The following is a 24,660-nucleotide window of genomic DNA, read 5'->3' as shown; positions in this document are numbered from 1 at the left end:
TTCCGGTCGCAGGCCGACGATATTGCGATGCACAAACGCGATCGGCCGCTCCGGCGAGATCGCATGGGATCGCAGACTGAAAGGCAGGGAAGCGAACCGCATGGTCATGGTCTCGACGACCAATCGAAACCGGACGGGCGTGCCCTGTCTCGCCTGCCCTTTGCGCCTCAAGCCCGCCTTCAAGGACAAGCCGGACGAAGAGGTCCGCTTCATCCAGACGATGAAGCTCGACCATCGCCAGCTGCCGGCCGGAACCGACATCATCCACCCCGGCCAGGAGGATGCCGAGCTCTACACGCTCTTCTCCGGCTGGGCCTTCCGCTACAAATCACTGCCGGACGGCCGCCGCCAAATCCTCAACTTCCTCTTGCCGGGCGATCTCGTCGGCCTGCAGGCCTCGCTGCTGAGCGCCGCGCAACACGGCATCGAGTCGCTGACCGAGGTCGAGCTCTGCGTCTTCCCGCGCCGACGCACCTATGAGCTGTTCGCCCGCATGCCCGCGCTCGCCTATGAGCTCGCCTGGCTCGGCTCGCGCGAGGAATCGCTGATCGACGAGAACCTGACCTCGGTCGGGCAGCGCAACGCCCAGGAGCGAATCGCGGCCTTGCTGATCTCGCTCTATCGCCGCGCCGATGCTCTCGGGCTGGTCTCCGAGGACAGTTTTGCCTTCCCACTGACCCAGCAGCATCTCGCCGACGCGCTCGGCCTGTCGCTGGTCCACACCAGCAAGACCTGGTCGCGGCTGCGCCGGGCCGGGCTGTTCAGCCTCTCGGGAGGGCGCCTGAAGCTGCTCAACCCACGCCTGACCGAGCGCATCGCCCTGCTTTTCGAGAGCGAGCGCCGGCCGCGGCCGCTGATCTGAGCGGCGGCGCGCCAAGAAATCTCTGGATTCGAGGCCTCTTGACCCCATATGACAGCGGCGTAACGTCACCGCATTGTCGCACTGCCCCGCTGCAGCGGGTCGCGACGCGCCGCTCAGAGGTCCTATGGTCCACCCCGCTCCCGGCTCGCGGCCGCGCAACGCTTCCCTTGCCACGCGGCTCGGTCAGTCCTCGGTCGCAGCCCGGCTCGAGGACGAGGTGCGCCTGACTGCCGCCGAGCTGGCCGACAGCGTCGCCCAGGCCAAGCTGCGCGTGGCGGCAGCCCGCTACAAGGTCGAGGACGAGGTCCGCAACACCGCCGGCAAGCTGAAGACCCGGGTACGCAAGGCCGCCGACGAGGCGCGCGCCAAATTCGGCGACGATGCCCGCTTCCTGAAGTCCTGGATCGATTCGCCCGGCCGCACCGGCGCCGTCGCACCGTCCAGCCCCTTCCTCGCCAAGCGCATGGCCTCCTATGTCGACCCGGAGGCGCAAGGCCCGGTGGTCGAGATCGGCCCTGGCACCGGACCGGTCACCGAGGCGCTGATCTCCCGCGGCGTCGACGAATCCCGCCTGGTGCTCGTCGAGTTCGCTCCCGAGTTCTGCGAGCTGCTGCGCGGCCGTTTCCCGCGCGCCACCATCGTCGAGGGTGACGCCTACGCACTGTCGAAGACGCTGGAAGGCCATCTCGGCGAGAAGGCGAGCGCGGTCGTCTCAAGCCTGCCGCTGTTCAACCGGCCGCCGGTGGAGCGCTCGGCGCTGGTCAACGACGCCTTCGACAATGTGCTCCAGCCCGGGGCGCCCTTCATCCAGTTCACCTATGCGATGGTCTCGCCGATCACGCGCAAGGGCTCGGGGCTGAAGTCCCAGGTCTCCGATTGGGTGCTGCGCAACATCCCGCCGGCGCGGGTCTGGGTCTATCGCCGCGCCAAGCCCTGAGGTTTCGCGGGTCCTGAGTCTTCCTTCCATCGCATGGCGAGGGCAAGCTGACGGCAGTCGCGCCGTCCAGCGCACTTGTCCTGTCGCATCTGCCGGAGCCCATCATGCCAAAGATCCTCGTTTTCGCCGGCTCCTGGCGGCCGGGCTCGATGAACACGCGGCTCGCGACGCTGGTGGCCAAGAAGCTCGCGGCGACGGGCGCCGAGGTGACGCAGATCTCGCTCGGCGACTATCCGCTGCCGCTGGTCGACGCCCGCGCCTTCGACAACGACCCGCCAGCGGAGGCGAAGGCGCTCGCCGCGCTCGTCGAGGCGCATGACGGGCTCTTCATCGTCAGCCCCGAATACAATGCCGGCTACCCGCCGGCGCTGAAGAATGCGCTCGACTGGATCAGCATCGTCCGCAAGGGCGGGCCGGGCCTACGCGGCAAGGTCGTGGCGCTGGGCGGCGCCTCTGCCGGCTCGCTCGGCACCTATCGCTGCCTGACACAGCTGCGCACCGTGCTCGAGCTCGGCTTCGGCGCGCTGCTCGTGCCGGAAATGCTCGCCGTCGCCGGCGCCGACAAGGCCTATGGCGAGGATGGCGAGCTCAGCGACCGGCGTACCGCCGGCTTCCTCGACAAGGTCGTCGCGCGGCTGATCAAGGTCACCGCTATGCATCCCTGACCCACAAGGTCGGGCGAAGAAGGGCTATTCCAGCCGGCACGGTCCGGCTGCCGGTGACAGCCGCCAGATCCCGTCATCGGGCTTCGCCGGAATGCGCGCCGCGCCGTCGGCGATCTCCTCGGCATCATAGGGATCGGGATTGGCGGTGATCCCGGCATTGCGGATGTCGAGCGCCCCGTTCGGGCCACGCTCGATCCGCCAGCTGCCCGCATCCCATTCCGGCCGGCAGAGCAGGCCCTGCCCGGCAGCACGGCAGAAGCCGCCGAGCTGATAGTCGAAGGCCTGGCCTGGCTTCACGCGCTCGCGCAGATTGATGTGGAGCATGACGTAGACGCTACCGCCCTCGCCCGGCTGCCAGTTTTCCGGGCTGTGCAGCAGGCGGATCTTCGCGACCTTCTGGCGCGGATGCGCCGCGAGATGGGCCGCATCATAGCTGCGCTCCCAGCAGGTGTTCTTGCGCGGCGGCAATTCGCGCTCGAGCGGGCGGGCATGGGCCGCCGCAGCCGCGAGCAAAGGGATCAAGGCGAAGGCAAGGCGCATGGCTGGCTCTCCCGACGCGGCTCGCAGCAGCCAACAGCGTCGCGCGCAGCCGGCCGCCGATCAAGCGAGCCTTGCCGTGGTCGGGGATGATTTCGCACCATGGCTGGCCTTCCGCCGTCAAATCCGGCACATCCGGGCCATGTCGTCGCCCAGCGAATCAAAAGCCCGCGCGATCCTGAAGTCGGTCTTCGGCTATGACGATTTCCGTCCCGGGCAATGGGAGGTGATCGAAGCCGCACTCGCCGGCGGCGACGTCTTCGCGGTGATGCCTACCGGCTCGGGCAAGTCGATGTGCTACCAGCTGCCGGCATTGGTCGCAGGCGGGCTGACCCTGGTCGTCTCGCCGCTGATCGCGCTGATGCGCGACCAGGTCGGCCAACTGGTACGGGCAGGCGTATCCGCCGCCTCGCTCAACTCGATGAACAGCGAGGAGGAGGCGGCGACCGCCTGGGACCGGCTCAATGCCGGCGAGCTACGGCTACTCTTCGTTTCGCCGGAGCGCCTCGCCGGAGAGGGACTGGTCGGGCGCCTGCGCCGGCTCGGCGTGACCCGCCTCGCCATCGACGAGGCGCATTGCGTCTCGCAATGGGGCCATGACTTCCGCCCCGAATACCGCCTGCTCTCCAAGGTTCGCGAGGCGCTCGGCAATGTCCCGGTCACGGCGCTGACGGCTACCGCGGACCGCCAGACGCGAGACGACATCGCCCAGCAGCTCTTCCCGCAGCCGCCGCATATGGTGGTGCATTCCTTCGACCGGCCGAACCTGAAGCTCGCCTTCGCGCCGAAGGACCAGCCGCGCCGACAGATCGCCGATTTCCTCAAGGTTCATCGCGGCGGCTCGGGCATCGTCTACTGCTCGTCGCGCGGGCGCACCGAGCGGCTGGCGGAGGGGCTGCGGGAAAAGGGCTACAAGGCCTATGCCTACCATGCCGGGCTGGAACAGGCCGAGCGCAACCGCAACCAGGACATCTTCCTGCAGGAGGACGGCGTCGTCGTCTGCGCCACCATCGCCTTCGGCATGGGCATCAACAAGCCCGACGTCCGCTTCGTCGTCCATGCCGACATGCCGGGCTCGATCGAGGGCTATTACCAGGAGATCGGCCGCGCCGGGCGCGACGGGCTGCCGGCCGACACGCTGACGCTCTACGGCGTCGACGACATGGCGTTGCGCCGCCGCCAGATCGACGAGAAGGCGATCGACGACGAGCGCCGCCGGATCGAGCACAAGCGCCTCAACGCGATGATCGACCTGTGCGAATCCGCGCTCTGCCGGCGCAGCGCGCTGCTCTCCTACTTTGGGGAGGACACCCCACCCTGCCGCCATGGCAACGCGCCGTTCCGCTGCGATCTCTGCGGCCCCGAGGCGCCGGAACTCGCCGATGCCACGCTCGATTCGCGAAAGCTGCTGTCCGCGGTCGCGCGCTCCGGCCAGCGCTTCGGCGCGGCCCATCTCGCCGACATCCTGACCGGCTCGGCAACCGAGGCGATCCGCCGCCAGAACCATGACGGGCTGAAGACCTTCGGCGTCGGCGCCGACAAGCCGAAGAGCGCCTGGACGGCGCTGACGCGCAAGCTCTTCGCCGCCGGGGCGCTCGCCGAAGCCAGCGTCGAGCATGGCGGCTTCTGCCTGACGGAGAAAGGCGAGGATATCCTGTTCGGGCGCGAGCCGATCGCGCTCAGGGTCGATCCGCATGCCGAGCGCCGGGCACGGCGCGGCGCGCGCGAGGCGGCCCGAGCCGACGGGCTCGACGGCGAGACCGCCGCGCTGTTCGAGCATCTGCGCCAGCTCAGGCTCACCCTCGCCCGCGAGGAAGGCGTCGCCGCCTACATCATCTTCACCGATCGGACGTTGATCGCGATGGCGCGCGAGCGGCCGCTCGGCCTCGAGGAGATGCGCGGCATCGAGGGCGTCGGCGAACGCAAGCTCAGCCAATATGGCGAGGTCTTCCTCGACGCCATCTCGACCTTTGCCGGATAGCGACCGCCGCGCGGGAGGCGTGGCGCGGAACCAGCGGGAGTTTGGCGCCGCGCGGCACGCGCCGACCACCTGATTGCCTTGTCGGGACAATCATGGGATTTTGCGATCGCATCGTGAAGCGGACGCCATGGTTTCTCCGACCGCCAGAGAGAAACGCTTAACCTGGCTCGCAGCAGTCATCGTCTGCGGCTGCAGCCTTGCACAGCCTGCGACTGCGGAAGAGACGGAGCTTGCGACGGATGCGTTTCTGCAGCGTCTCGTCTCGCCGAATCGAGACGACAAAAAGATCGCCGAGACCTATCTGTTCCGCATCAGCGGGGAAACCAGCGGCACGATCTGGTGCGACGCGAGCAAGATCAAGACGGTCACCGTCAGGGAGTTCGTTTTCGAGTATCTGAAGAAACAACCGACTTCGCGGATGCAGGAGCCAGCCTCAAGCCTGATCAAAGAGGCCCTCGCAACCTCATTTCCATGCAAGGCCATGAAATGAAGCCGGAATTCCTGACCTTCAAAAAGAACCACTACACCAACGAACCCGGAAAAGATGGCTACATGTCATCGGAGGACGTCTACGGCGAAATCGGGATCGACTTCGACAGGCTTGTTAAGGAGAACATCTCCTACAAGAACACCTGCGCAACGCGGGTGAGCCTGACGCTGCTCAAATGCAACGTCCCCTTCACCGGCCGCCTCAGCATCAAGGCCGGCAAATTCAAAGGCAGGAAGATCGAACCCGGAGCCAAAAGGCTGGCCGATCAGCTTGCCCTGAGAAGAGCCTTCGGCAGGCCGCTCGTTCTCGACGCGAAGCAGGCGCCAGCGGGCCTGCTGGGCAAGAAGGGGGCAGTCTTCTTCGACCGAGTGACCGGATATGGCGGCGGGCATATCGATGTGCTCGAGCACGACGCGGTAGGCCCCCTGTGCAACTCGTACTGCTATTTCGACTGCAAGCAGGTCTGGTTCTGGGCGCTCGACTGAGGCAGCCGGCGTAGCAAAGCCTGCGGCCGGGCCGCATTGTCGCCCCGCCGTCGATGGGTTGCCGCCCCATCGCGTCAATGTTGGCAGCGGCCCCGGCTTCGCGTACGCACGCGCACGTGAAAAAGCCATCCTGAACCCCTATATTCTCCAGACGAATCAAGATCATCGCGGGCGCCTGCTCGCCCGCCGAAGGACCCCGACATGAGCGATGCCGCCCGCGACCTCGAGGACGCCGCCTATGGCGCCGATTCCATCAAGGTTCTCAAAGGCCTGGATGCCGTCCGCAAGCGCCCCGGCATGTATATCGGCGACACCGATGACGGCTCCGGCCTGCACCACATGGTCTACGAGGTCGTCGACAACGCCATCGACGAGGCCCTCGCCGGCCATGCCGACCTCGTCACGGTGACGTTGAATGCCGACGGCTCGGTCACGGTCAGCGACAATGGCCGCGGCATCCCGACCGATATCCACAGCGAGGAAGGCATCTCGGCGGCCGAGGTCATCATGACCCAGCTCCATGCCGGCGGTAAGTTCGACCAGAACTCCTACAAGGTCTCCGGCGGCCTGCACGGCGTCGGCGTCTCCGTCGTCAACGCGCTCTCGGTCTCGCTGAAGCTGCGCATCTGGCGCGGCGGCAACGAGCATTTCATCGAGTTCCGCCATGGCGAGGCGGTGGCGCCGCTCGTCGTCGTCGGCCCGGCCGGTGACAAGCGCGGCACGGAGGTGACCTTCCTGCCGTCGCAAGAGACCTTCACCATGGTGGAGTTCGACTACAAGACACTGGAGCACCGGCTGCGCGAGCTCGCCTTCCTGAACTCGGGCGTGCGCATCGTCCTGACCGATGCGCGCCATGCCGAGGTGGTGCGCGAAGAGCTGATGTATGACGGCGGCGTCGAAGCCTTCGTACGCTATCTCGACCGGGCCAAGTCACCGGTGATCGACAAGCCGATCATGCTCTCCTCCGAGAAGGACGGGATCACGGTCGATGTCGCGCTCTGGTGGAACGACAGCTACCACGAGAACGTGCTCTGCTTCACCAACAACATCCCGCAGCGCGACGGCGGCACCCATCTCGCCGGCTTCCGCGCCGCCTTGACCCGCCAGGTCACCGGCTATGCCGAGACCTCCGGCATCTCGAAGAAGGAGAAGGTCTCGCTCACCGGCGATGATTGCCGCGAGGGCCTGACCGCGATCGTCTCGGTCAAGGTTCCCGATCCGAAATTCTCCTCGCAGACCAAGGACAAGCTGGTTTCCTCGGAAGTCCGCCCGGTGGTCGAGAACGTCGTCAACCAGGCCCTCTCGACCTGGCTGGAAGAGCATCCGAACGAGGCCAAGACGATCGTCGGCAAAGTGGCGGAAGCTGCCGCGGCGCGCGAGGCCGCCCGCAAGGCCCGCGACCTCACCCGCCGCAAGGGCGCGCTCGATATCGCGTCTCTCCCAGGCAAGCTCGCGGACTGCCAGGAGCGCGACCCCGCCAAGTCCGAACTCTTCATCGTCGAGGGTGACTCGGCCGGCGGCTCGGCCAAGCAGGGCCGCGCCCGCGAATACCAGGCCGTCCTGCCGCTGCGCGGCAAGATCCTCAACGTCGAGCGCGCCCGCTTCGACAAGATGCTCTCCTCCGACCAGGTCGGCACGCTGATCACAGCGCTCGGCGCCGGCATCGGCCGCGAGGAGTTCAACATCGAGAAGCTGCGCTACCACAAGATCATCATCATGACGGACGCCGACGTCGACGGCGCCCATATCCGCACGCTGCTGCTGACCTTCTTCTACCGGCAGATGCCGGAGGTGATCGAGCGCGGCCATCTCTTCATCGCCCAGCCGCCGCTCTACAAGGCGGCCCGGGGGAAGTCGCAGACCTATCTCAAGGACGAACGGGCGCTCGAGGACTACCTCGTCGACTCCGCGCTCGACGGCGCCGTCTTCCGCATCGGCGACGGCAGCGAGCGCGCCGGCCCCGACCTGCGCGCCCTGATCGAGGAAGCGCGCAACGTGCGCCATACCCTGTCACAGCTGCATTCGCGCTATGACCGGCGCGTCGTCGAGCAGACCGCGATCGCCGGCGCGCTGCGCCCGCAGGACGGCCAGAGCGAGGCCGAACTGACAGAGGCCGCATCTTATGTCGCACGCCGGCTCGACGCGGTCTCCGACGAGATCGAACGCGGCTGGGAAGGCAAGGTCGCCGATGGCGGCTTCGTCTTCTCGCGGCTGGTGCGCGGCGTGAAGCAGGTGGCGACGCTCGATGCCGGGCTGCTCGCCAGCGCCGAGGCGCGCCGCCTCGACGGAGCCGCAGCGTCGTTGCGGGAGGCCTATTCGAAGCCTGGCGTCCTCAGCCGCAAGGGCGACGACCACACCGTTAACGGCCCGAGCGACCTGTTCGAGGCGGTCAACGCCATCGGCAAGAAGGGCGTCTCGCTGCAGCGCTACAAGGGCCTCGGCGAGATGAATCCGGATCAGCTCTGGGAGACGACGCTCGACCGCGACGTGCGCTCGCTGCTGCGCGTCAAGAACGACCAGAACGACGAGGCGGACGATCTCTTCGTCAAGCTGATGGGCGACGTGGTCGAGCCGCGTCGCGAGTTCATCCAGGCCAACGCCCTGAACGCGAACGTCGATACCTGAGCCGCGGATTGTGAGGGTCCATCCTTCTCCAGGAAGGTGATCGTGTCGCGATTGATGCCCGCGAGCGGTTCTTCGAGAAGGTCGAGTGATCGCGCACATAGCCCCGCAGCCCGAGCCGACGGAACCAGCGGCGGGCGAGGTTTAGATGGACCTCCCCGCACAGGAGCCGCTCTGAGCAATAGCCGAGGAGCAGCATCCCAGCATCAGCTCAGGATCGACAGAGAGCCGGCCGATCTCGCTGTAGAAGGGACGTAGATGCGCGCCGCGCGCCCAATGATCAGCTGCGACGTGGCGCTTCAGGCTGAGCTCTTGGAAGAGTGCCTTCTGCGCCAGCCGCCCATCATCACGCCGCGCTCCGCCCGACGACTGAATCAGGACTTCCCGGGCACAGAAACATCGATCTTCTTCAACGATATCGACCCATTGCCGACCTTGGGAAGGTCCGCTTAAGGCAGACAGGCTTCTAAACTTGGTCACGCGGCCATGAGGCGAACCAGGCGACCGGCGTCGGAGCCGACACCCTTGAAGTCATTCTCTCAGTGTGTCCGATGTTACGTTTTCGCGCGGTGCCTCGAACGCTTTCAGGACTTCTGGCGGGCCGTGCCTCTGTCTCCGGATCACCTAAAAACGGTAAGAAAAGCTCGCGGTAGCGCCATGTTTTATGGTTTCGGAGCCATATTCGCCATCGTACTGCAGCCTTACGTCGATGGCTTCATTCCGGAAGAGTTGCAGGCCAGCGCTGACGCGCGCGGCAGTCTGATCCAGCGCCGCGCTCATGGCGAAACGCTGCCGGCTGAAGTCACCGTTGAAACCGGCATGGCCGGTCCATGTATCGTTCGAGCGCAGGCTGATCCCGGCTGACACGAATGAGCGCAGCACCGTGCCGTTCGACAGGTCGAGACGGCCGCCGAATTCTATGGCGGGCGTCAGGATCGCGGTGTTGTACAGACCGCCATCGACGCGCAGGCCAAGCTCGCCAATGCTGCTTTCCACGAACGAGCCATTACGGGAGTGCACCAGGTCGAGGTTCAGGTAAGGCCGCACATAGAAGCCCTCGCCGCCAAAGGTATAGGCGATGCGGGCGCGCAGGCCCGCCGCATAGAAGCCGGCATCGGCTCCGGCAATAGCTGCGAGGGTCGGCGCCAGCACACGCCGTTTGACCTCGTATTCTCCGAAGCTGCCGAACAGCGCGCCGGTCAGCAACCATGGCCCGGTCTGGTACTTCAGGGTCACTGCGGCCTGCAGGCTCGCCCCCTGCGCCGATACGCCGTCGCGTCCGCTGAACCAGTCCGCCTGATAGGCCAGCGAGCCGCCGAGCAGCAGGCCTTCGCCGATCTTGCCCTGGCCGCCGATCTGCCACGCGGCGGAATCAAGGGTCGCCCGACCTCGGTCCTGATCGCCGCTGAGCGTCGCCCGCTGTCCTCGCGTCGTCACATAGGCGCACTCCCCTTCGGTGAGAAAGGCGTGCGCGCCGACGCCGACGCCGGCGGCGCCAAATTTCGGGCAGCTCATCGAGGCGTCGGCGATGCGCGTGGCGTTGGCGGAGGCGTGCGCGAACAGCGTCATGGCGCTTCGTGGCGCCAGGTTCGCAAGTGCACTGCGATAGGGTGCCGCCCCCTGGCCAGCTACGTTGTCGAGACCGGCGTAAAATGTTCCGAGCTGTGGCTTTCCCTGAAAGAACATGTTCTGCAGGGCGTTCGCGAGGCCGGCCTGATGCGCAGTCAGCCCAAACCGCGGTACGTTGAAATGAGCCCCCGTGATGGCGATGTCGTATTTCTGCGCCGTTTCCCGCAGCGTGTAGGAAAACAAGGGACTGTCGGGTGCAGTGAGCGCGCCGGTGACAGTGCCGTTCACCTGGAATGCTGGCAGGAAGATATTCGGCATCGCCGTTGCGAGCGTCGGCTGAATGCTGCCGGCGAGGTTTGCATTACCGGTGACGATGTGGCTGCCGCTGCGCAGATTGCTGTAGTCGAGATGTGGCGCGATGCGCCCGCTCGCCATCTGAATGAAATGACCGTCGATAGTCGAACGCTGGCCCGGCATCGGAGCGATCACGGCGAAGTTTGTCAGCGTGCCGGCCGTTGCGGGAGACGGACTGCCGCCAACCTGATAGCCGCTCGTGAAACTGCCGCCATTGAGCCAGGTGTTGCCATAGACCGTGCCGTAATTGGCGACGTTGACAGGGCGGGAGCCGACTTGCCGGATCGCGGTACCCGACGCGGCCCATACCCAGGAACCCTGCCCGACCGTGACCAGATTGTTGCGGCCGCCCGCAAGCACGATGCCTGCGCCCTGCGCCCCGCTGCCACCGGATACGAATCCGCCCGGTACAACGCCGGGCGTGTTGGCGCCCAGCGTGATGGAAATGTCGCCGCCACCGCCGGGTCCGTCGCTCTGGGCGAATATGCCGATTCCATTGTCCCCCGAGGCCGTCACCGATCCCTGGGCCGTGATGGTGACCGTGCCGCCAAGATAGGGGGCGTTCGAGCCGCTGGTGGACCCCGCATAGACCAAACCGCTCGCAGCAACGAGGCCACCGCCGCCACCGATGCTCTGCGCCAGAATGCCGAACGCGCCAGCGCCGGTGACGACGACATCCGTCGATGTCGCGACGGTTACCGGGCCCCCATTGCCGTAGCTGAACAAGCTGCCGGGAACGGGCATGGTCGTGGTGAGCGCCGGCGTCTGGCCAGTGCCATAGTTGCTGAACAGGCCGCCGCCGCCGCCAATGGATTGCGCGACGATGCCATGACTGCCGACGCCACTGGTCGCGATGCTGCGGGGGAAGACCGACACCGCTCCGCCGTCTCCGCCGCCAGTGAGAGTTCCGATTTTTGCTAGCGTGATTGCGCCGCTTGAACTGGTCTCGACGATGCCACCACCGCCGCCGATGCTCTGGGCCAGGACGCCGAACGCGCCGGCACCTGAAGTCGTGACGTCCGGGGGGGACAGATTGACCGGGCCGCCATCGCCATATGAACCAGCGCCGCCGAGATCGATCTGCATTGTTCCGCTGTAGTGACCGGGATTGGCGCTGGAACCGATGCCGATGATGCCGCCGCCTGCGCCGATCGATTGTGCGACGACGCCGTGGCCCGCCTGGCCGGTGGTCGTGATCGATGTAGGTACACCGGAGGTTTCGATCCTGACGAGGAACCCGTTACCGTCCTCCCTGACCGTTCCGAGGTCGTTGCCACCCAGTGCATACTCGCCATTGGGATCGAACGATGCATCGACGCCGGTGCCGCCGCCGCCAGAGATGCTCTGGGCGAGGATGCCATAGGATTGAAAGCCGGATGCCGGCTGGGCGCCGGTCGCCGCCCCCGTGCTGATCCTGCCGCCGTCCAGTCGAACCGTCACGGCTCCGCCGAACCGCTCGCTGCCGGCGGCGCTCTGTCCGCCGACGAGAACCTTCGCCCCGATCATGGATGTGACGAGGCCCGCCATCGCGTTCTGGGACTGGTTATTGACATAGGCGACGGCGCCGCGGCCGCCGCCGCCGCCGATGCTCTGGGCGAGCACACCGTGCGAATAATCACCTGAAGTCGCAGTGGTGCCGCCATGCGTCACCGTCACCGTTCCGGCGTTGCCACCCGAGATGGCGTTGCCGCCGACATTCAGCCGAAGATTGACGTCGACGGAGGGGACACCGTTCCAAGCGCTGCTCGTCGGCGGGGACAGATAGACACTCGTCGGCGTTCCGGCCGAGCCGCCGATGCCGCCGCCACCGCCAATCGACTGAGCGACGGTGCCGGGCGCATCATTCCCACGGGTCGTGATAGCGGCGTACTGAGAAACATTGGCCGACCCGGCAGAGCCTCCGCTGCCGTTCTTGGCGCCTACATTGACATTGGGATTGAGCTTGATGGACGGCGGCTCCGAGCCGCCGCCATCAATGACGCTCTGGGCCCAATTGAGAAGCCCTTCGACGCTGCCCGAGCCGCCCGAGCCGATGCCACCGCCGCCGCCGATCGATTGTACGACGAGGCCTGGGGCACTTTCCCCCGAGGTGCTGATGGAGCCGCTCGAAGTCGTCGAGGCGCTTGCACTGCCGCCATTGCCACCAGAGCCTCCCTGGGCGCCGATGTTCATGGTCAGACTGTAGGTGCTGTCTATCCCGTAGGAATTGGTTCTGGCGTTACCGACACCGGCATTGCCGCCACCACCGCCGACAGACTGGACTACGACGCCGGCAGCGAGATGGCCTGCGGTCGTGATGACGGGCGCCGGCAAGCCGTTGCCTCGCCCAAGTGTGAATTGCGCGGACGCACCATTTCCTCCGCTGCATGATGAACCGCTGGTGCATGCCCCTCCGACTGCCAGCGTCGCTGAAACCGACTGAGAGCTGATGGTGTCGTCGGGCAGGATCTGCGTAAACCCGTAGCCGAAGGACGCGGTCATCGCCGAGCTATCGCCGCCATTGCCGCCGCCACCGCCGATCGACTGAACGACCGCGCCATGGGCGCCGTCACCCAGCGTGCCAATGGTCGAGCCGTTGATCGCCAGCGACGCGTTCGAAGCGCTGCCGCCATTGCCGCCGGAGCCGCCGACAGCGTAGGCGGCCGTGATCGTGAACGATGATGAGGGACCAGCTTCCGCGGGAATCGGCATGGAGGTCGCCACGGCATTGGCGGAGGCGCCGCCGCCATTGCCGCCGCCGCCGCCGATCGACTGAACCACGACGCCATGGGCATCGAACGCGTTGCCGCCCACACCGGTTTTGACGCTGGAACTGGTGAGCGTCACCGATGCGGAACCACCGGCGCCGCCTGAACCTCCGGAGCCGCCGAGGCTGGCGGCCGCACTGAAGGCAGCGCCGACGCTCGTTGCGTAGCCTGCGCCTCCGGAGCCGCCACCGCCGCCCACCGATTGAGCGACAAGGCCAATGGCGCCGGCCCCGCCCGTTGTGGCGGAGAAGTCCGTGGCATTGAGCGCCACGGCTCCGCCCACGCCGCCAGAGCCGCCCGCTCCGCCGACGCTGTAGGCTACGGAGGCGGAATTCGAATAGCTGTTGCCGCCAGCGCCGCCGCCGCCGCCAATCGACTGGGCAACCGCCCCGTGCGCCAGTAAGCCATGTGTCGCGAGCGTGCCGGACAGGGTGAAGGTGACGTTTCCACCGGCCCCGCCCATGCCGCCCTGTCCGGCGGAGGAATAGAAGACGCCACCGGCGGTTCCACCCATGCCACCGCCGCCGCCGACCGACTGGCCGACGATAGCCATGGCGGCTTCGCCCGAGGTGGTGATCGAACCGCTGTTCGTAAGGAGGATGACGCCAGCGTTGCTGTTCTCGGCGCCGCCGCCGCCCTGGTCATAGAACAGGCTGCCGGTCGCGCTGCCGCCGGCGCCGCCTCCGCCGGAAATCGACTGGGCGAGTATGCCTTGGGAATAAGAGCCGGTGGTGGTGATCGCGCCGCTGTTGGTGAGCTGGATCTCGCCGACGGAGCCGCTTACCCCCGGTCCGCCGGACTGGCTGGAGAAAAGCGCGCCGGTGTCGCCGCCATTGCCGCCCATGCCCGAAATCACCTGGGCGAGAATGCCGCGGGAGGTCGAGCCTGCCGTGCGGATCGTCGCGGCGGTCGTGATGTTGATGCCGATGGCCCCGCCGCCATTGCCGCCGTTCGCGCCGTTGGCGACGCCGATACCGCCGGCGGCCTCCCCAACCGAACCGCCGAGACCGCCGACGCTGCGAGCCGTGACGCCGTCGGCCGATGCACCCGTCGTGCTCAGGCTGACCTGGTCGTGGAGGTAGATCCAGACATTGCCGCCGGTGCCGCCCTGGCCGCCCGGCGCCGTGCTGGCGTTGCCACTGTCCTGGTAGACCCCGCCGCTCGTACCGCCATTGCCGCCCTGGGCCTGCGCCAGGATTGCACTCGCGCCATTTCCAGTCGTCTTGATCGTCGCATTCGGAAACAGTTCGAGTGAGACGGAGCCTGTCGTTCCTCCGACCCCGGGAATGCCGGGCGAGAGGCCGCCCATCGCGGAGATATTGCCGCTGTTCCCGCCATTCCCGGCCGTGGCGGCCAGGTGGATGCCATAGGCATTCTGTCCGCTCGTGGAGACCGACAGGGGCCCGGTGCAACTCAGATTCGGCGTGCAGCTCCGAAATGAAATGCTGTTGGAGGCCCCAGTGGGATCGGCGATCGACAGAACGGAGCCACCGTTGCCGCCGTAACTCCCCGTCTCGTTGATGGAAAGCTCGCCATCGTGGTCGGAACCGATGCCGCCATTTCCCCCGCGCGCCAGCATCGCGATGCCCGGCGCGCTGTCGCCCGACGTCATGATCGAGCTGCCCCGGCCGGAGCTGCTGAACAGAATATACATGCCCGAGGCATCGGCGCCGGCGCCGCCGCTGCTGAACTGCTCGTTGGCCAGGCCATTTCCACCGGCGCCGCCGATCTGGCTGACGACGAGGCCCCCGACGCCCTGGCCGGTGCCGTAGAGGGTCACGTCGGATACGGCCCCGGTGATCACTCCCGCTGTGCCGCCATGGCCGCCGGCTGATTTCTCCTGACCGGTCCCTCCGGCGCCGCCTTGCGACAAAACGCCTACGACAGCGCCTTGCCCGGCAACGGTTGCATTGACCGTGATCGTGCTGTTGCTGAGATTGAAACCTATGCCGCCAGCGGCCGCGCCAGCCGATGAGGTTGCGCCGTTGCTACCGCTCGTTTCCAGGTTGACGCCGGTCACCGAATAGTTGCCGGTCAGCATCGCCGACGGCTCAAAGGTGACTCCTATGGTGCTGTTGCTGATGCTCGTAGAGATCCGGCCAGGCTGGCTACCCGCATAAGTGTTGGAGCTGAGCTGGTAAATCGCCTGCATAGGCACAACAATGCTGGACAGGCCATTCAGGTTGACTGCCACCGACGCATTGGATGTCGTCAGGTCCAGCGCCGTCCCGTTCACATAGTCCTGATAGAAGCCAGCCGCGAACCAGTCGCCAGGAGGAAGGCTCGAGATCGTAAAGGTACTCTGGCCGCCCACGGCAGCCGTGGGGTCGAGCGCGACAGGGGCCGTGTACATGGTCTGGGCAAACGCGCTCGTGGGTTGCCAGGCGGCAATCACGGAAAGGGCCATTGGCCCGACGAAGCGCCTCATCCAGTCACTCCTCCATGAGCATTCGGTTTACGCGCGCCCGCTGTATCCTAGCTATCCTTGGCGGCTCGGCGCCCGGCACCATCCGTCCCATCGGAAATCGTCCCCATGCGACAAGGCGGCGCCTTGGCAGGATGCTCGCAGCTCCTCGACGCAACACACCGGACTTCCCGCCACGGCCCCGCGGTTTCCCTAAGGCGCGGCGGAAACGCCGGTCGCGTGCATCGGTGGGAAGCTGCTACCCGGCCTTCGGACGGACACGAAACATTAACCGCTCGGCCAGAATCCTAATATCGTTGCGCCGAGCCGCGCTTGTCCGATTCGATGAAACGACCGATCCAGCCGATGAACTGGCATTTCCACGGCTGAGTGGCCGCCGCATCGTGGCAGGCCGCGGGCGGCAAGGAATGGGATTGGATGAATCGTCCCGCAGAGATCCGTACGCTGGCTCAGCCCCACGCCATCTCGGCCGGCGATGAAGCTGCGGACGGCGGTTCCACGCCCCCGGTATCCTTCTGGCGCGCCAACCTGACGGCCTGGATCTTCATCGCGTTCTTCGGCCTGGCCTCGCGGCTCGCTGCCTTCAGCGATGTCGCACTGGCCGTGACGCTGACCCTGGTGCTCGAACCCATTGGCTTTGTCCTGACGGCCGCGGCGTACAAGTTCTACCTGGAGCGGACCGGCGATCGCAGGGCAGTCGTCGCGGCCTGGGCGCTGGCCTGCTCGGTCTCCGGTGGGCTGTTGCAGATGGTGATCGCGAATGCGCTGAAGGATGGCTTGTTTCCCAGCATTCCGGACGGGAATATCGCGGCCAACGACGCCGTGCCAGCGGTCTTCTACACCGCGGTCTTCCTCGGCTGGTCGCTGGCCTATTTCTGGATACAGGCGGATGTCGACGCTCGTTCTGAAAGGATGCAGCGCAGCGAAGCACAGGCGGTGGCGACACGCGCTGAATTGCAGCGGCTACGCCTCCAGCTGGACCCCCACTTCCTGTTCAACGCACTCAACACCGTGGCGGCCGAGATTCCGGAGAATCCTGAATCCGCCCTGGAGATGACCCACCGCATCGCTGCCTATCTGCGCTATTCGCTGGACCAGCAGACTCGGCCGGTCTGCCCCTTGAGCGACGAGATCGAGGCCGTGCGCGCCTTCGTCCGCATTCAGGAGCTGCGCTTCGAGGGCCGGCTGCGCTGTTCGGTGGAGATGGATCCGGCGGTGCGGGCGGTTCCCGTGCCTCATCTGGTCGTGCAGGGGCTGGTGGAGAATGCGGTGAAGCACGGACTGCGCTCATCGGTTGCGACGCTCGATATCCGCGTGACCGCCCGGCGGGCAGACGAGGACGCAGTGCTGATCGAGGTCGTCAATCCCGGCTGGCTGATCCCACGCGCCGGCGACCGGCCGGCGGTGGGGCTGGCCAACACCCGGCGGCGGCTGGAACTTCACTATCCGTCACGACACGCCTTGTCCCTGGTCCAGGACGGCGACGCCGTGGTGGCGCGGCTGCTGCTGAGGGGAGACGCATGCTTCGCGTGATGCTGGTGGATGACGAGCCGCCGGCTCGGCGCGGCCTGCGGCGGTTGCTGCAGGCGCATGCGGATATCGAGGTTGTGGCCGAGGCCGGCACCGTGGCGGAGGCGCAGGCGCTGGCCTGCGCGCTGCACCCGGAGGCGATTTTCCTGGATGTCGAACTGGCGGACGGCCGCGGCTTCGACCTGATCGCGCAGCTGATGCCCGTGCCGGCGATCGTCTTCATCACCGCGCACGATCTCTACGCGGTGAAGGCGTTCGACGTTTCAGCCGTCGACTTTCTCCTGAAGCCAGTCGTCCCGGAGCGGCTGGCCGTGGCGGTCGAGCGATTGCGCCGGCGGCGGCAGGACAGGATCCGCGCGGCAGCGCCCGGAGCGGAGCCGCAGGCCAATGCCGAGCTGAACATCGATCCCGGGCATGGCGATCTCCAGCAGCGCATCCACCTGCGCATAGGCGGCCGATCGGTGATCGCGCCGCTCGGCACGGTGGCCATGCTGGTCGCCGAGGCCGATTTCACCCGCGTCTTCCTGAAAGGCGCACGCGATTATCTCGTGTGCCGGCTGCTGCGGCATTTCGAGGCTCAGCTGCCTTCCCCGCCCTTCGTTCGCATCAGCCGCTCCCTGATCGTCAACCTCGACCAATTGGAGCAGGTGGAATGGCAGGAGGCCGGGCGCTGCAGCCTATCGCTTGGCGGAGACATCGGGCCGGTCCCACTCGGCCGGATCGCAGCCCGTCGGCTGAGGCAGGGCATCGACAGCCACCGGATGCTCAGCGCCTAGCCTGGGCATGGCTTGGCGTTGCGGCACCGCCTTGGATGCAGCGATCCACGAACTCACTGTCGAGACCCAATATCTCGCTGAGAAGTGCCGTACGTCCCTTGGCGTTGACGCCGCGCAGCCGCGAATGGCCTTGTCGTCCTATCCAGCCGGCTGGCGTTGGATGCCTAGTATCGGACGCCCCGCCAACGGCCGCTAGCGGCGCATGACGAAGGTCAGATGTATCGCGCAGATTGAAAAGCGCAGACTTGGGGAGATGCACGCACTGAGGGCGGCGTCCGATTTCAGATGCGAGGGGCGCTGGAGCAAGCGAGGCAGCACGCTTGAGCACCCCCGTGTGCGAATGGCCCCGCTGGCTCGCGCCGCGGGGCCATTCATCGTTGCAGGCGACCGTTCAGAGCGAGGCCTCGAGAGCGGCCTCAGATGATCTTGTCGACGATCTTGTCGACGAAGGCGGGAACGCTGTCCTGGAAGTTGTGCATGGAGCGGCCACCGACCTGATCGGCGTCCATGAACATCCCGACCCCTTTCGCCGCGTAGTGGATGCCCGTCTTCACCCCTGAAGCGACGAGATCGACAGCGCCCGTGATCAGCCCGCCGCCGCTGACGGCGTCGAGGACGTCGTCGCTCAGCGGCGCGCCGCGCTCGGAGACCTGGGAGGTGGCGATGCTGAAACCGTTGGTCATGACAATCTCCTTCGTTAGGTGCCGGGAAGCCGTCCGCTTCCTGATGAAACGAGGATAGGTCGCGCCTGCTGACATGAACCTTACAGGGAGAATTCGCCCTGATCTTTCGGCAGTGGCGGTTTTTGGTGGGGACGCGATATTGCGCCGAAAGCCGCTAGGGTCCGCTTTCGGGCGAAGCGCCAATGGCAGCTCGTGGCGGATGTCGTTGAAAAAGTCGATCCGTAGAGCGGCGCTGTTGGGTGGTGGATTTGGCCGATCCAGCCTCGCGCTCTCATGCTGGCCGGACCTGCGGCCCGTTCGGCAGTAGCTTGGCGAGTTTCCTGAGGCTCTGGGCTGCTGCGGCGAGGTGAAACTCGTCTCGGGCTTCGTTTGGTCCGCGCAGTCGCAGACGGTCGAGCCGGAGGATGCGCTTCAGGTGAGCGAAGAGCATTTCGACCTTCTGTAGAAGTGACGCAGCTGCGCGCGGATATCCGAGAGATCGATAAACCGATCGATCCCGCGCACCCAATGATCGGCCGGCACGTGACGCTCCTGGCAGCTCGTAGAACAGCGCATCCTGCGCCACCTGCCGCTCGCCCATCATCACGTCGCCCTCCGCCCAAGGACGACTGAAACAAGACTTTACGAACCCTCCAACGCCGACTTTTTCGACGACATCGGCGCATCAGAGCGCTCAGCAGGCATTTGGGAGCAATGGGTCGTCGCCGTCTACGATCCATCCGGTTCCGACAGGCGCTTCTCGCCTCAGCGTCCGACCAGCCGGTCCTCGACGTTCTGAAGATGTCGGCGCGTCGCATCGGCCGCCGCTGCGGGTTCGCGGTGGGCGATGGCGTCGACGATGCGGGCATGGTCGTCGAAGCTGTGGTGATCGGCGGGCGGGCTGCTGTGGCTAGGCCGCGGCCGGCCCCAGGTGACGGCGCGGCGCACTGCATTCAGCGTTTCGAACAGGGCGAGCAGGACCGGGTTGTGCGCGGCCTCGGCGATCTCATGGTGGAAGCGCGCATCATAGGCCTCGTATTCGCGCCAGGTCGCCGAGGCGCGGCATGCCGCGTTCAGCTCGGTTAGCGCGCCGATCTCGGCCGCCGTCGCGTTGACCGCTGCGAGGCGGGCGAGCTCCGGCTCCAGGGCGATGCGCGCCTTCATCACCTGGATCGGATTGCTGCGCTGCGCCAGGTCGGAGATGTCAGCCAGTTGCGGCGGCCTCGGGCCGACGAAGGTGCCCTTGCCGACATGGCGCCAGAGCTGGCCCTCGCGCTCGAGCGCGGCCAGACCCTTGCGCAGTTCCGCACGCTTGACGCCGAGCAGCTCGGCGAGCTCCCGCTCCGGCGGCAGGCGCCCGTCATCGGGCAGCCGCGCGGCGGCCAGGAAGCCGTAGAGCTGCGTCAGGACCCCCGAAAAGGCGGCGTCAGAGGGAGGAGCGACTTTCTGATCCATCATGCGTGACCGGTGGCAGGGTGATGCGATTTGATCCCACGGATCACGAGATGACGCAACCATTTTGATAATTGGTTACGGTGACGATGCATTCCCTGCCAAAGAGCCGCCGATTTCGGCATCATTAGCGCTCTTGACAGGATCAAATCGCCAATTGACACTACCCAAAATAAAATTGGTTGCGACCAGATCGCGCAAAAAGCCAAGAAACAGAACTCTGGGAGGAGTCAGACCATGAAGCCCATGGGAAGCAGGCTGTCCACCGTGTTCGCCGCCGCCATCGCGGCCACCATCGCCCTTCTGATCGGCAGCCCGGCAGCGCAGGCACAGAGCAAGGTCCGCGTGGCGCTGGGAGACGTCCTGTCGACCGAAACGCTCGCCATGGTCATCGCGCTCGAACGGGCCAAGGAGAAGGGCGTCGACTATCAGGTGACGCATTTCGCAAAAGAGGATCTCGCCATCCAGGCCGTGATCAACGGTCAGGCGGACCTCGGCATCGGCACACCCTATGCCGTCGTCCAGAAGAGCAAGGCGCCGCTGCGCGTGCTCTTCCAGGGCACGCGTCTCGTCTTCTTCCCGGTCGCCGACAAGTCCTACAAGTCGTGGAAGGACATGAACGGCCAACCCATCACCTTCCATGCCCGCGCGACGGGCACCGAGGCGATCGGCAACATCATCGCCAAGCGCGAGGGCATCCAGTTCGGCGAGCGCAGCTACGTGCCAGGCTCCGAGAACCGGATCATCGGCATGATGAAGGGGCAGATCAAGGCGACCGTCGTCGATCTCGCCAACAAGAACATGCTGCTCGAGAAGGCAGGCGATCGCTTCCACGTCCTTCCCGGCGTCAGCGCCCCCGCTTCCGATGAGACCCTGTTCGGGCAGATCGAGTGGATCAAGAAGAACGAGCAGCAGGTCGACATCATCGTCACCGAATTCCTGCGGCTCTGGCAGGAGATGGCGGCCAACCCGGCGGTCGTCGAGCAGGAGCGGGTCAAGCGCAAGCTGATGGCCGACCAGCCGAAGGAGGTGCTCGAAGGCATCACGAAATTCTACACGATGGCGACCAAGGAAGGCGTCTACGCGCCGGGCGGCGGCAGCGCCGAGGTCGCGAAGGCCGATTTCGAGTTCTACACCGAGGCCGGCCAGCTGCAGGGGCCTGCAGCCGAGCTGAAGGTCGAGGACTTCTGGTATCTCGCGCCGCTCGAACGGGCGCGCAAGGCGCTCGGCAGCTAGCGCCACTCGCCTTCACCGGCCAACCGGGCATGCCGGGGCGTCACAATCCGGCATGCGCCCGAGCCTGCGGCCTCAAGCGGAGTGAACTCCCTTGCAGATTTCCGACCTTGCCACGGCCCTGCCACGCCTTCGAGACGCCCCGGCACGACGCTGGCGCGATATCCTCGTCCATCCGCTCGTGCTTCGCCTGCTTTCCTTCGCGGCGGTATTCGCGCTCTGGGAATATGCCGGGCGGATTCCGCTCAGCCCGGCCTTCCCGACCTTTCTTGAAACGCTTGGCGGCCTCGGCGCGATCATCGCCGACGGGTCTCTCCTCAAGGCCTTCCTGATCACGCTCTATCCACTCACCATCGGCCTTGCCGTTTCGGTGCTGCTCGGCGTCGCGCTCGGCGTCCTGATGGGCCTGCACGAGCCTTCGGAATGGCTGATCGCGCCGCTCTTCATCATCGCGCAGGCGGCGCCTCTCGCCGCGCTCATCCCGATCCTGACCTTCGCCTACGGCATCGGCCTCACCGCCAAAATCATGACCGTCTGCATCATGGCGATGCCGGTCATCGTGCTGAACACGCTCGGCGCGGTGCGCAACACCCCGAAATCGCTGCTGGAAATGGGCCGCTCCTTTCTCGCCAGCCGCAGCCAGAACATCCGGCTCATCATCCTGCCGGCCGCGAGCCCGATGATCTTCGCTGGCCTGCGGCTCGGCTGCGCCGCGGCCTTCATCGGCATCATCCTCGCCGAACTGCTGATCACGCCGACCGGCATCGGCGACGTGATCTCCTACAACCAGTCGGTCGCCGACTATCCGAAGATGTACGCGGCCATTCTCGCCATCATCGCCTTCTCGGTCCTGTTCATCGAATTGCTGGAACGGATCGAGGTCACCCTGTTCCGGCCGGAGGGACGCGCATGACCCCGAACGTCACAGACGCCACAGCGCAGCGAATGAGCGAGTTCGCGCCCCCCTTCCTCGCCACGCGCCCGATCGTCGAGGTCAAGAGCGTCTCGAAGACCTATCCGGGCGGCATCGAGGCCCTCAGCGGGATATCGCTCGATTTTCCCGAGGGTCGGCTGACGACGCTGCTCGGGCCATCCGGCTGCGGCAAGACCACCCTTCTGAAGATCATCGCCGGCTTGATCCCGGCGAGCGGCGGCCAGGTCTTCGTCGACGGACGCGAGGTCAAGGGGCCCGGCCCCGAACGCGCCTTCGTCTTCCAGGACTTCGCGCTGATGCCCTGGGCGAGCGTCATCCGCAACGTCGCCTTCGGGCTGGAACTGCGTGGCGTCGCCCATAGCGAGCGCGAGGCGATCGCCGAACGCCATATCGCGCGCGTCGGCCTCAAAGGCTTCGAGAAAAAATATCCGCATGAACTCTCAGGCGGCATGCGCCAGCGCGTCGGGCTTGCCCGTGCCCTCGCGGTCGATGCCAAGGTCGTGCTGATGGACGAGCCGTTCTCGGCCGTCGACGAGCAGACGCGCCGCAAGTTCCAGGAGGAGCTGCTGGAGCTCGTCGCCAACGAAGGGAAGTCCTTCATCTTCGTGACGCACAGCATCGAGGAGGCGGTCTATGTCTCGGACCGGATCGCGCTGCTCTCGCGCCGGCCAAGCCGCGTCTCGGCGGTGATCGAGCCGAAGATCAGCCGCGACGGCGACCCCGACAAGATCAGGCGCGACAGCGCCTATCTCGATGTCGTCGAGGAGATCTGGCAGCAGCTCAAGCACTATCTGGACTAGGGGGCGGGCATGGTCATATCCGGCATCCGCCTGCCATTGATGACGTCGCTGATCGTCTGGGCCGTGATCTGGGAGATCGCCGGCCACACCGACGCGGGTTTCATCCTGCCGCCGCTGTCCAGCATCATCTGGCGTGTCTTCGAGATCGTCCCGACCCCCTCCTTCCTCGACGCACTGCTGATCACGGGCCGCGCCTTCCTGTTCGGCAACGCCATCGCCATCGGCATCGGCGTCCCGCTCGGGATCCTGATGGGCCGCTCGGTCATCGCCGACCGGCTTCTGCTGCCCTGGGTGAACCTCTTCCTCTCCGCCCCGCTCAGCGCGCTCGTCCCGGTGATCATGGTGCTGTTCGGGCTCGGCGAGACGACGATCGTGCTCACCGTCGTGCTGTTCTCGATGTGGATCATCGTGCTCAACACGCGCGCCGGCATCCGCGCCATCTCGCCCTCACTGATCGAGATGGCCCGCAGTTTCGGCGCGAGCCGCTGGCAGGCCTTCAGCAGGATCTATGTCTGGGCGGCGCTGCCGGAGATCCTGGCGGGCATCCGGCTCGGCATGATCCGCGCGGTCAAGGGCGTCGTCATCGGACAGCTGCTCGTCTCGGTGGTCGGCTTCGGGACGCTTTTCGAGATCTACCAGTCTCACTTCCTGATGGAGCATTTCTGGGCGCTGCTGCTCGTGCTCTTCAGCTTCGCCTTCACGCTCAACGAATTGCTGGCCGGGCTCGAACGTCGGTTCGCCTATTACGCCGCCTCGCGCTGACCCATCCTCTTGCCAACGAAGGACGCCGCAAGATGAACATCGCCACGCCTCAGAACCATGTTGTCCAGGCTCCGGCCCCGGTCACGCTCCCGGTGCGCGGGACGCAAAGCCGCTTCCCCGTCCACCGTATCTACTGCGTCGGCCGCAACTATGCCGCCCACACGATCGAGATGGGCGGCGACCCGAACCGCGAAGCCCCGTTTTTCTTCCAGAAGAACCCCGACAACGTCGTGCTCGATGGCGCCGATTTCCCGTATCCGCCACGGAGCAGCAACGTCCACCACGAGATCGAGATGGTGGTCGCCCTCGCCAAGGGCGGCAAGGACATCCCGGTCGAAAGCGCGCTCGATCACGTCTACGGCTATGCCGTCGGCCTCGACATGACCCGGCGCGACCTGCAGGACGAATGCAAGAAGGCGGCAAGGCCGTGGGAGATCGGCAAGGCCTTCGAGCATTCGGCGCCGATCGGCGAGATCGTTCCCGCGAGCACGATCGGCCATCCCGAGAACGGGGCGGTCTGGCTCAAGGTCAACGGCGAGATCCGCCAGCAGGGCGACCTCAACCACATGATCTGGAAGGTGCCGGAGATGATCTCCTATCTCTCCGGGCTGTTCGAGCTGCAGCCGGGCGATTTGATCATGTCCGGCACGCCGTCCGGCGTCGGCGCGATCGTGCGTGGCGACGTCATGGAGGGCTATGTCGAGGGCGTCGGCACGCTGCACGCCAAGGTCGCCTGACCGGCGACAGGCGCTGCCCTTGAGGCGCGGCCCGCCAAGGCTGCCGCGCCTATGCGCCGCGAAGGTCCGCTTCAGAGCGATGACCTAGCGTCTGTAGATG

At 66.2% G+C, this 24,660-nt stretch carries 18 protein-coding genes and 2 pseudogenes; 14 read left to right on the top strand and 6 right to left on the bottom strand.

Features of this window, described 5'->3' with window-relative positions; translation table 11 throughout:
• Positions 1 to 100: 100 nt before the first annotated feature.
• The 3 genes from DK26_RS20995 to DK26_RS20985 all read left to right on the top strand — a co-directional run bounded on the left by DK26_RS20995 (position 101) and on the right by DK26_RS20985 (position 2,464).
• Positions 101 to 862 carry a Crp/Fnr family transcriptional regulator gene (locus DK26_RS20995; protein WP_248310059.1) on the top strand — a complete coding sequence of 254 codons (762 nt, stop codon included), beginning with the start codon at positions 101 to 103 and terminating at the stop codon, positions 860 to 862.
• Positions 863 to 986: 124 nt separating this feature from the next.
• Entirely contained in the window at positions 987 to 1,799 is an 813-nt protein-coding gene (locus DK26_RS20990; protein ID WP_157089771.1) for an rRNA adenine N-6-methyltransferase family protein, read from the top strand.
• 104 nt (positions 1,800 to 1,903) lie between these two features.
• The gene (locus DK26_RS20985) at positions 1,904 to 2,464 is read left to right on the top strand and encodes an NADPH-dependent FMN reductase (protein ID WP_066476560.1); all 561 of its coding nucleotides are present in this window, start codon (positions 1,904 to 1,906) and stop codon (positions 2,462 to 2,464) included.
• A gap of 24 nt (positions 2,465 to 2,488) precedes the next feature.
• Here DK26_RS20985 and DK26_RS20980 read toward each other — a convergent pair whose 3' ends face one another.
• Positions 2,489 to 3,004 carry a hypothetical protein gene (locus DK26_RS20980; protein ID WP_066476558.1) on the bottom strand — a complete coding sequence of 172 codons (516 nt, stop codon included), beginning with the start codon at positions 3,002 to 3,004 and terminating at the stop codon, positions 2,489 to 2,491.
• Positions 3,005 to 3,143: 139 nt separating this feature from the next.
• Between DK26_RS20980 and recQ the strand changes: the two genes are divergently transcribed.
• The 4 genes from recQ to gyrB all read left to right on the top strand — a co-directional run bounded on the left by recQ (position 3,144) and on the right by gyrB (position 8,582).
• Positions 3,144 to 4,982: a DNA helicase RecQ gene (gene recQ / locus DK26_RS20975; RefSeq protein ID WP_066476860.1), complete on the top strand. Its 1,839-nt coding sequence runs from the start codon at positions 3,144 to 3,146 to the stop codon at positions 4,980 to 4,982.
• 127 nt (positions 4,983 to 5,109) lie between these two features.
• Positions 5,110 to 5,472: a Rap1a/Tai family immunity protein gene (locus DK26_RS20970; RefSeq protein ID WP_066476557.1), complete on the top strand. Its 363-nt coding sequence runs from the start codon at positions 5,110 to 5,112 to the stop codon at positions 5,470 to 5,472.
• Entirely contained in the window at positions 5,469 to 5,957 is a 489-nt protein-coding gene (locus tag DK26_RS20965) for a T6SS effector amidase Tae4 family protein (protein WP_066476554.1), read from the top strand. The genes DK26_RS20970 and DK26_RS20965 overlap by 4 nt, the downstream gene beginning before the upstream one ends.
• Before the next feature lie 201 nt (positions 5,958 to 6,158).
• Entirely contained in the window at positions 6,159 to 8,582 is a 2,424-nt protein-coding gene (gene gyrB / locus DK26_RS20960) for a DNA topoisomerase (ATP-hydrolyzing) subunit B (protein ID WP_066476553.1), read from the top strand.
• A gap of 64 nt (positions 8,583 to 8,646) precedes the next feature.
• Here gyrB and DK26_RS28675 read toward each other — a convergent pair.
• Together DK26_RS28675 and DK26_RS20950 are read right to left on the bottom strand one after the other, a co-directional pair.
• Positions 8,647 to 8,954: pseudogene (locus tag DK26_RS28675) on the bottom strand (transposase); the annotation flags it as partial.
• Positions 8,955 to 9,203: 249 nt separating this feature from the next.
• Complete coding sequence (locus DK26_RS20950) at positions 9,204 to 15,677, bottom strand: autotransporter outer membrane beta-barrel domain-containing protein (protein ID WP_157089770.1); 6,474 nt, start codon at positions 15,675 to 15,677, stop codon at positions 9,204 to 9,206.
• A 414-nt stretch (positions 15,678 to 16,091) separates the two neighbouring features.
• Between DK26_RS20950 and DK26_RS20945 the strand changes: the two genes are divergently transcribed.
• Entirely contained in the window at positions 16,092 to 17,207 is a 1,116-nt protein-coding gene (locus DK26_RS20945; protein WP_066476547.1) for a histidine kinase, read from the top strand.
• Positions 17,195 to 17,980 carry a LytTR family DNA-binding domain-containing protein gene (locus tag DK26_RS20940; RefSeq protein WP_066476542.1) on the top strand — a complete coding sequence of 262 codons (786 nt, stop codon included), beginning with the start codon at positions 17,195 to 17,197 and terminating at the stop codon, positions 17,978 to 17,980. The genes DK26_RS20945 and DK26_RS20940 overlap by 13 nt, the downstream gene beginning before the upstream one ends.
• Before the next feature lie 416 nt (positions 17,981 to 18,396).
• Here DK26_RS20940 and DK26_RS20935 read toward each other — a convergent pair whose 3' ends face one another.
• The 3 genes and pseudogenes from DK26_RS20935 to DK26_RS20930 all read right to left on the bottom strand — a co-directional run bounded on the left by DK26_RS20935 (position 18,397) and on the right by DK26_RS20930 (position 20,097).
• Positions 18,397 to 18,663 carry a hypothetical protein gene (locus tag DK26_RS20935; protein WP_066476540.1) on the bottom strand — a complete coding sequence of 89 codons (267 nt, stop codon included), beginning with the start codon at positions 18,661 to 18,663 and terminating at the stop codon, positions 18,397 to 18,399.
• A gap of 271 nt (positions 18,664 to 18,934) precedes the next feature.
• Positions 18,935 to 19,105, bottom strand: a pseudogene (locus DK26_RS29135) (IS5/IS1182 family transposase); the annotation flags it as partial.
• A 302-nt stretch (positions 19,106 to 19,407) separates the two neighbouring features.
• Entirely contained in the window at positions 19,408 to 20,097 is a 690-nt protein-coding gene (locus DK26_RS20930) for an FCD domain-containing protein (RefSeq protein WP_066476852.1), read from the bottom strand.
• 234 nt (positions 20,098 to 20,331) lie between these two features.
• Here DK26_RS20930 and DK26_RS20925 point away from each other — a divergent pair, with 234 nt between their 5' ends.
• The 5 genes from DK26_RS20925 (at position 20,332) to DK26_RS20905 (ending at position 24,560) form a co-directional block, all read left to right on the top strand.
• Entirely contained in the window at positions 20,332 to 21,330 is a 999-nt protein-coding gene (locus DK26_RS20925) for an ABC transporter substrate-binding protein (RefSeq protein WP_198162380.1), read from the top strand.
• A gap of 91 nt (positions 21,331 to 21,421) precedes the next feature.
• A complete protein-coding gene (locus tag DK26_RS20920; RefSeq protein WP_066476538.1) occupies positions 21,422 to 22,240 on the top strand; it encodes an ABC transporter permease in 819 nt (272 codons plus the stop codon).
• Between the two features lie 32 nt (positions 22,241 to 22,272).
• The gene (locus DK26_RS20915) at positions 22,273 to 23,061 is read left to right on the top strand and encodes an ABC transporter ATP-binding protein (RefSeq protein WP_157089777.1); all 789 of its coding nucleotides are present in this window, start codon (positions 22,273 to 22,275) and stop codon (positions 23,059 to 23,061) included.
• 9 nt (positions 23,062 to 23,070) lie between these two features.
• Complete coding sequence (locus DK26_RS20910) at positions 23,071 to 23,823, top strand: ABC transporter permease subunit (protein ID WP_066476530.1); 753 nt, start codon at positions 23,071 to 23,073, stop codon at positions 23,821 to 23,823.
• Positions 23,824 to 23,855: 32 nt separating this feature from the next.
• A complete protein-coding gene (locus tag DK26_RS20905) occupies positions 23,856 to 24,560 on the top strand; it encodes a fumarylacetoacetate hydrolase family protein (protein ID WP_066476526.1) in 705 nt (234 codons plus the stop codon).
• Positions 24,561 to 24,660 lie beyond the last annotated feature (100 nt).

The organism is Allobosea sp. WAO, from assembly GCF_001509835.1.
GTDB lineage: Bacteria > Pseudomonadota > Alphaproteobacteria > Rhizobiales > Beijerinckiaceae > Allobosea.
This window is presented reverse-complemented; position numbering and strand designations above follow the sequence as displayed.

Coding starts and splice junctions, on each gene's coding strand:
- DK26_RS20990 (WP_157089771.1), top strand. CDS start 987: ATGGTCCACCCCGCTCCCGGCTCGCGGCCGCGCAACGCTTCCCTTGCC.
- DK26_RS20945 (WP_066476547.1), top strand. CDS start 16,092: ATGAATCGTCCCGCAGAGATCCGTACGCTGGCTCAGCCCCACGCCATC.
- recQ (WP_066476860.1), top strand. CDS start 3,144: ATGTCGTCGCCCAGCGAATCAAAAGCCCGCGCGATCCTGAAGTCGGTC.
- DK26_RS20935 (WP_066476540.1), bottom strand. CDS start 18,663: ATGACCAACGGTTTCAGCATCGCCACCTCCCAGGTCTCCGAGCGCGGC.
- DK26_RS20905 (WP_066476526.1), top strand. CDS start 23,856: ATGAACATCGCCACGCCTCAGAACCATGTTGTCCAGGCTCCGGCCCCG.
- DK26_RS20910 (WP_066476530.1), top strand. CDS start 23,071: ATGGTCATATCCGGCATCCGCCTGCCATTGATGACGTCGCTGATCGTC.
- DK26_RS20985 (WP_066476560.1), top strand. CDS start 1,904: ATGCCAAAGATCCTCGTTTTCGCCGGCTCCTGGCGGCCGGGCTCGATG.
- DK26_RS20925 (WP_198162380.1), top strand. CDS start 20,332: ATGAAGCCCATGGGAAGCAGGCTGTCCACCGTGTTCGCCGCCGCCATC.
- DK26_RS20970 (WP_066476557.1), top strand. CDS start 5,110: ATGGTTTCTCCGACCGCCAGAGAGAAACGCTTAACCTGGCTCGCAGCA.
- DK26_RS20980 (WP_066476558.1), bottom strand. CDS start 3,004: ATGCGCCTTGCCTTCGCCTTGATCCCTTTGCTCGCGGCTGCGGCGGCC.
- DK26_RS20940 (WP_066476542.1), top strand. CDS start 17,195: ATGCTTCGCGTGATGCTGGTGGATGACGAGCCGCCGGCTCGGCGCGGC.
- DK26_RS20950 (WP_157089770.1), bottom strand. CDS start 15,677: ATGAGGCGCTTCGTCGGGCCAATGGCCCTTTCCGTGATTGCCGCCTGG.
- DK26_RS20965 (WP_066476554.1), top strand. CDS start 5,469: ATGAAGCCGGAATTCCTGACCTTCAAAAAGAACCACTACACCAACGAA.
- DK26_RS20915 (WP_157089777.1), top strand. CDS start 22,273: ATGAGCGAGTTCGCGCCCCCCTTCCTCGCCACGCGCCCGATCGTCGAG.
- DK26_RS20930 (WP_066476852.1), bottom strand. CDS start 20,097: ATGGATCAGAAAGTCGCTCCTCCCTCTGACGCCGCCTTTTCGGGGGTC.
- gyrB (WP_066476553.1), top strand. CDS start 6,159: ATGAGCGATGCCGCCCGCGACCTCGAGGACGCCGCCTATGGCGCCGAT.
- DK26_RS20995 (WP_248310059.1), top strand. CDS start 101: ATGGTCATGGTCTCGACGACCAATCGAAACCGGACGGGCGTGCCCTGT.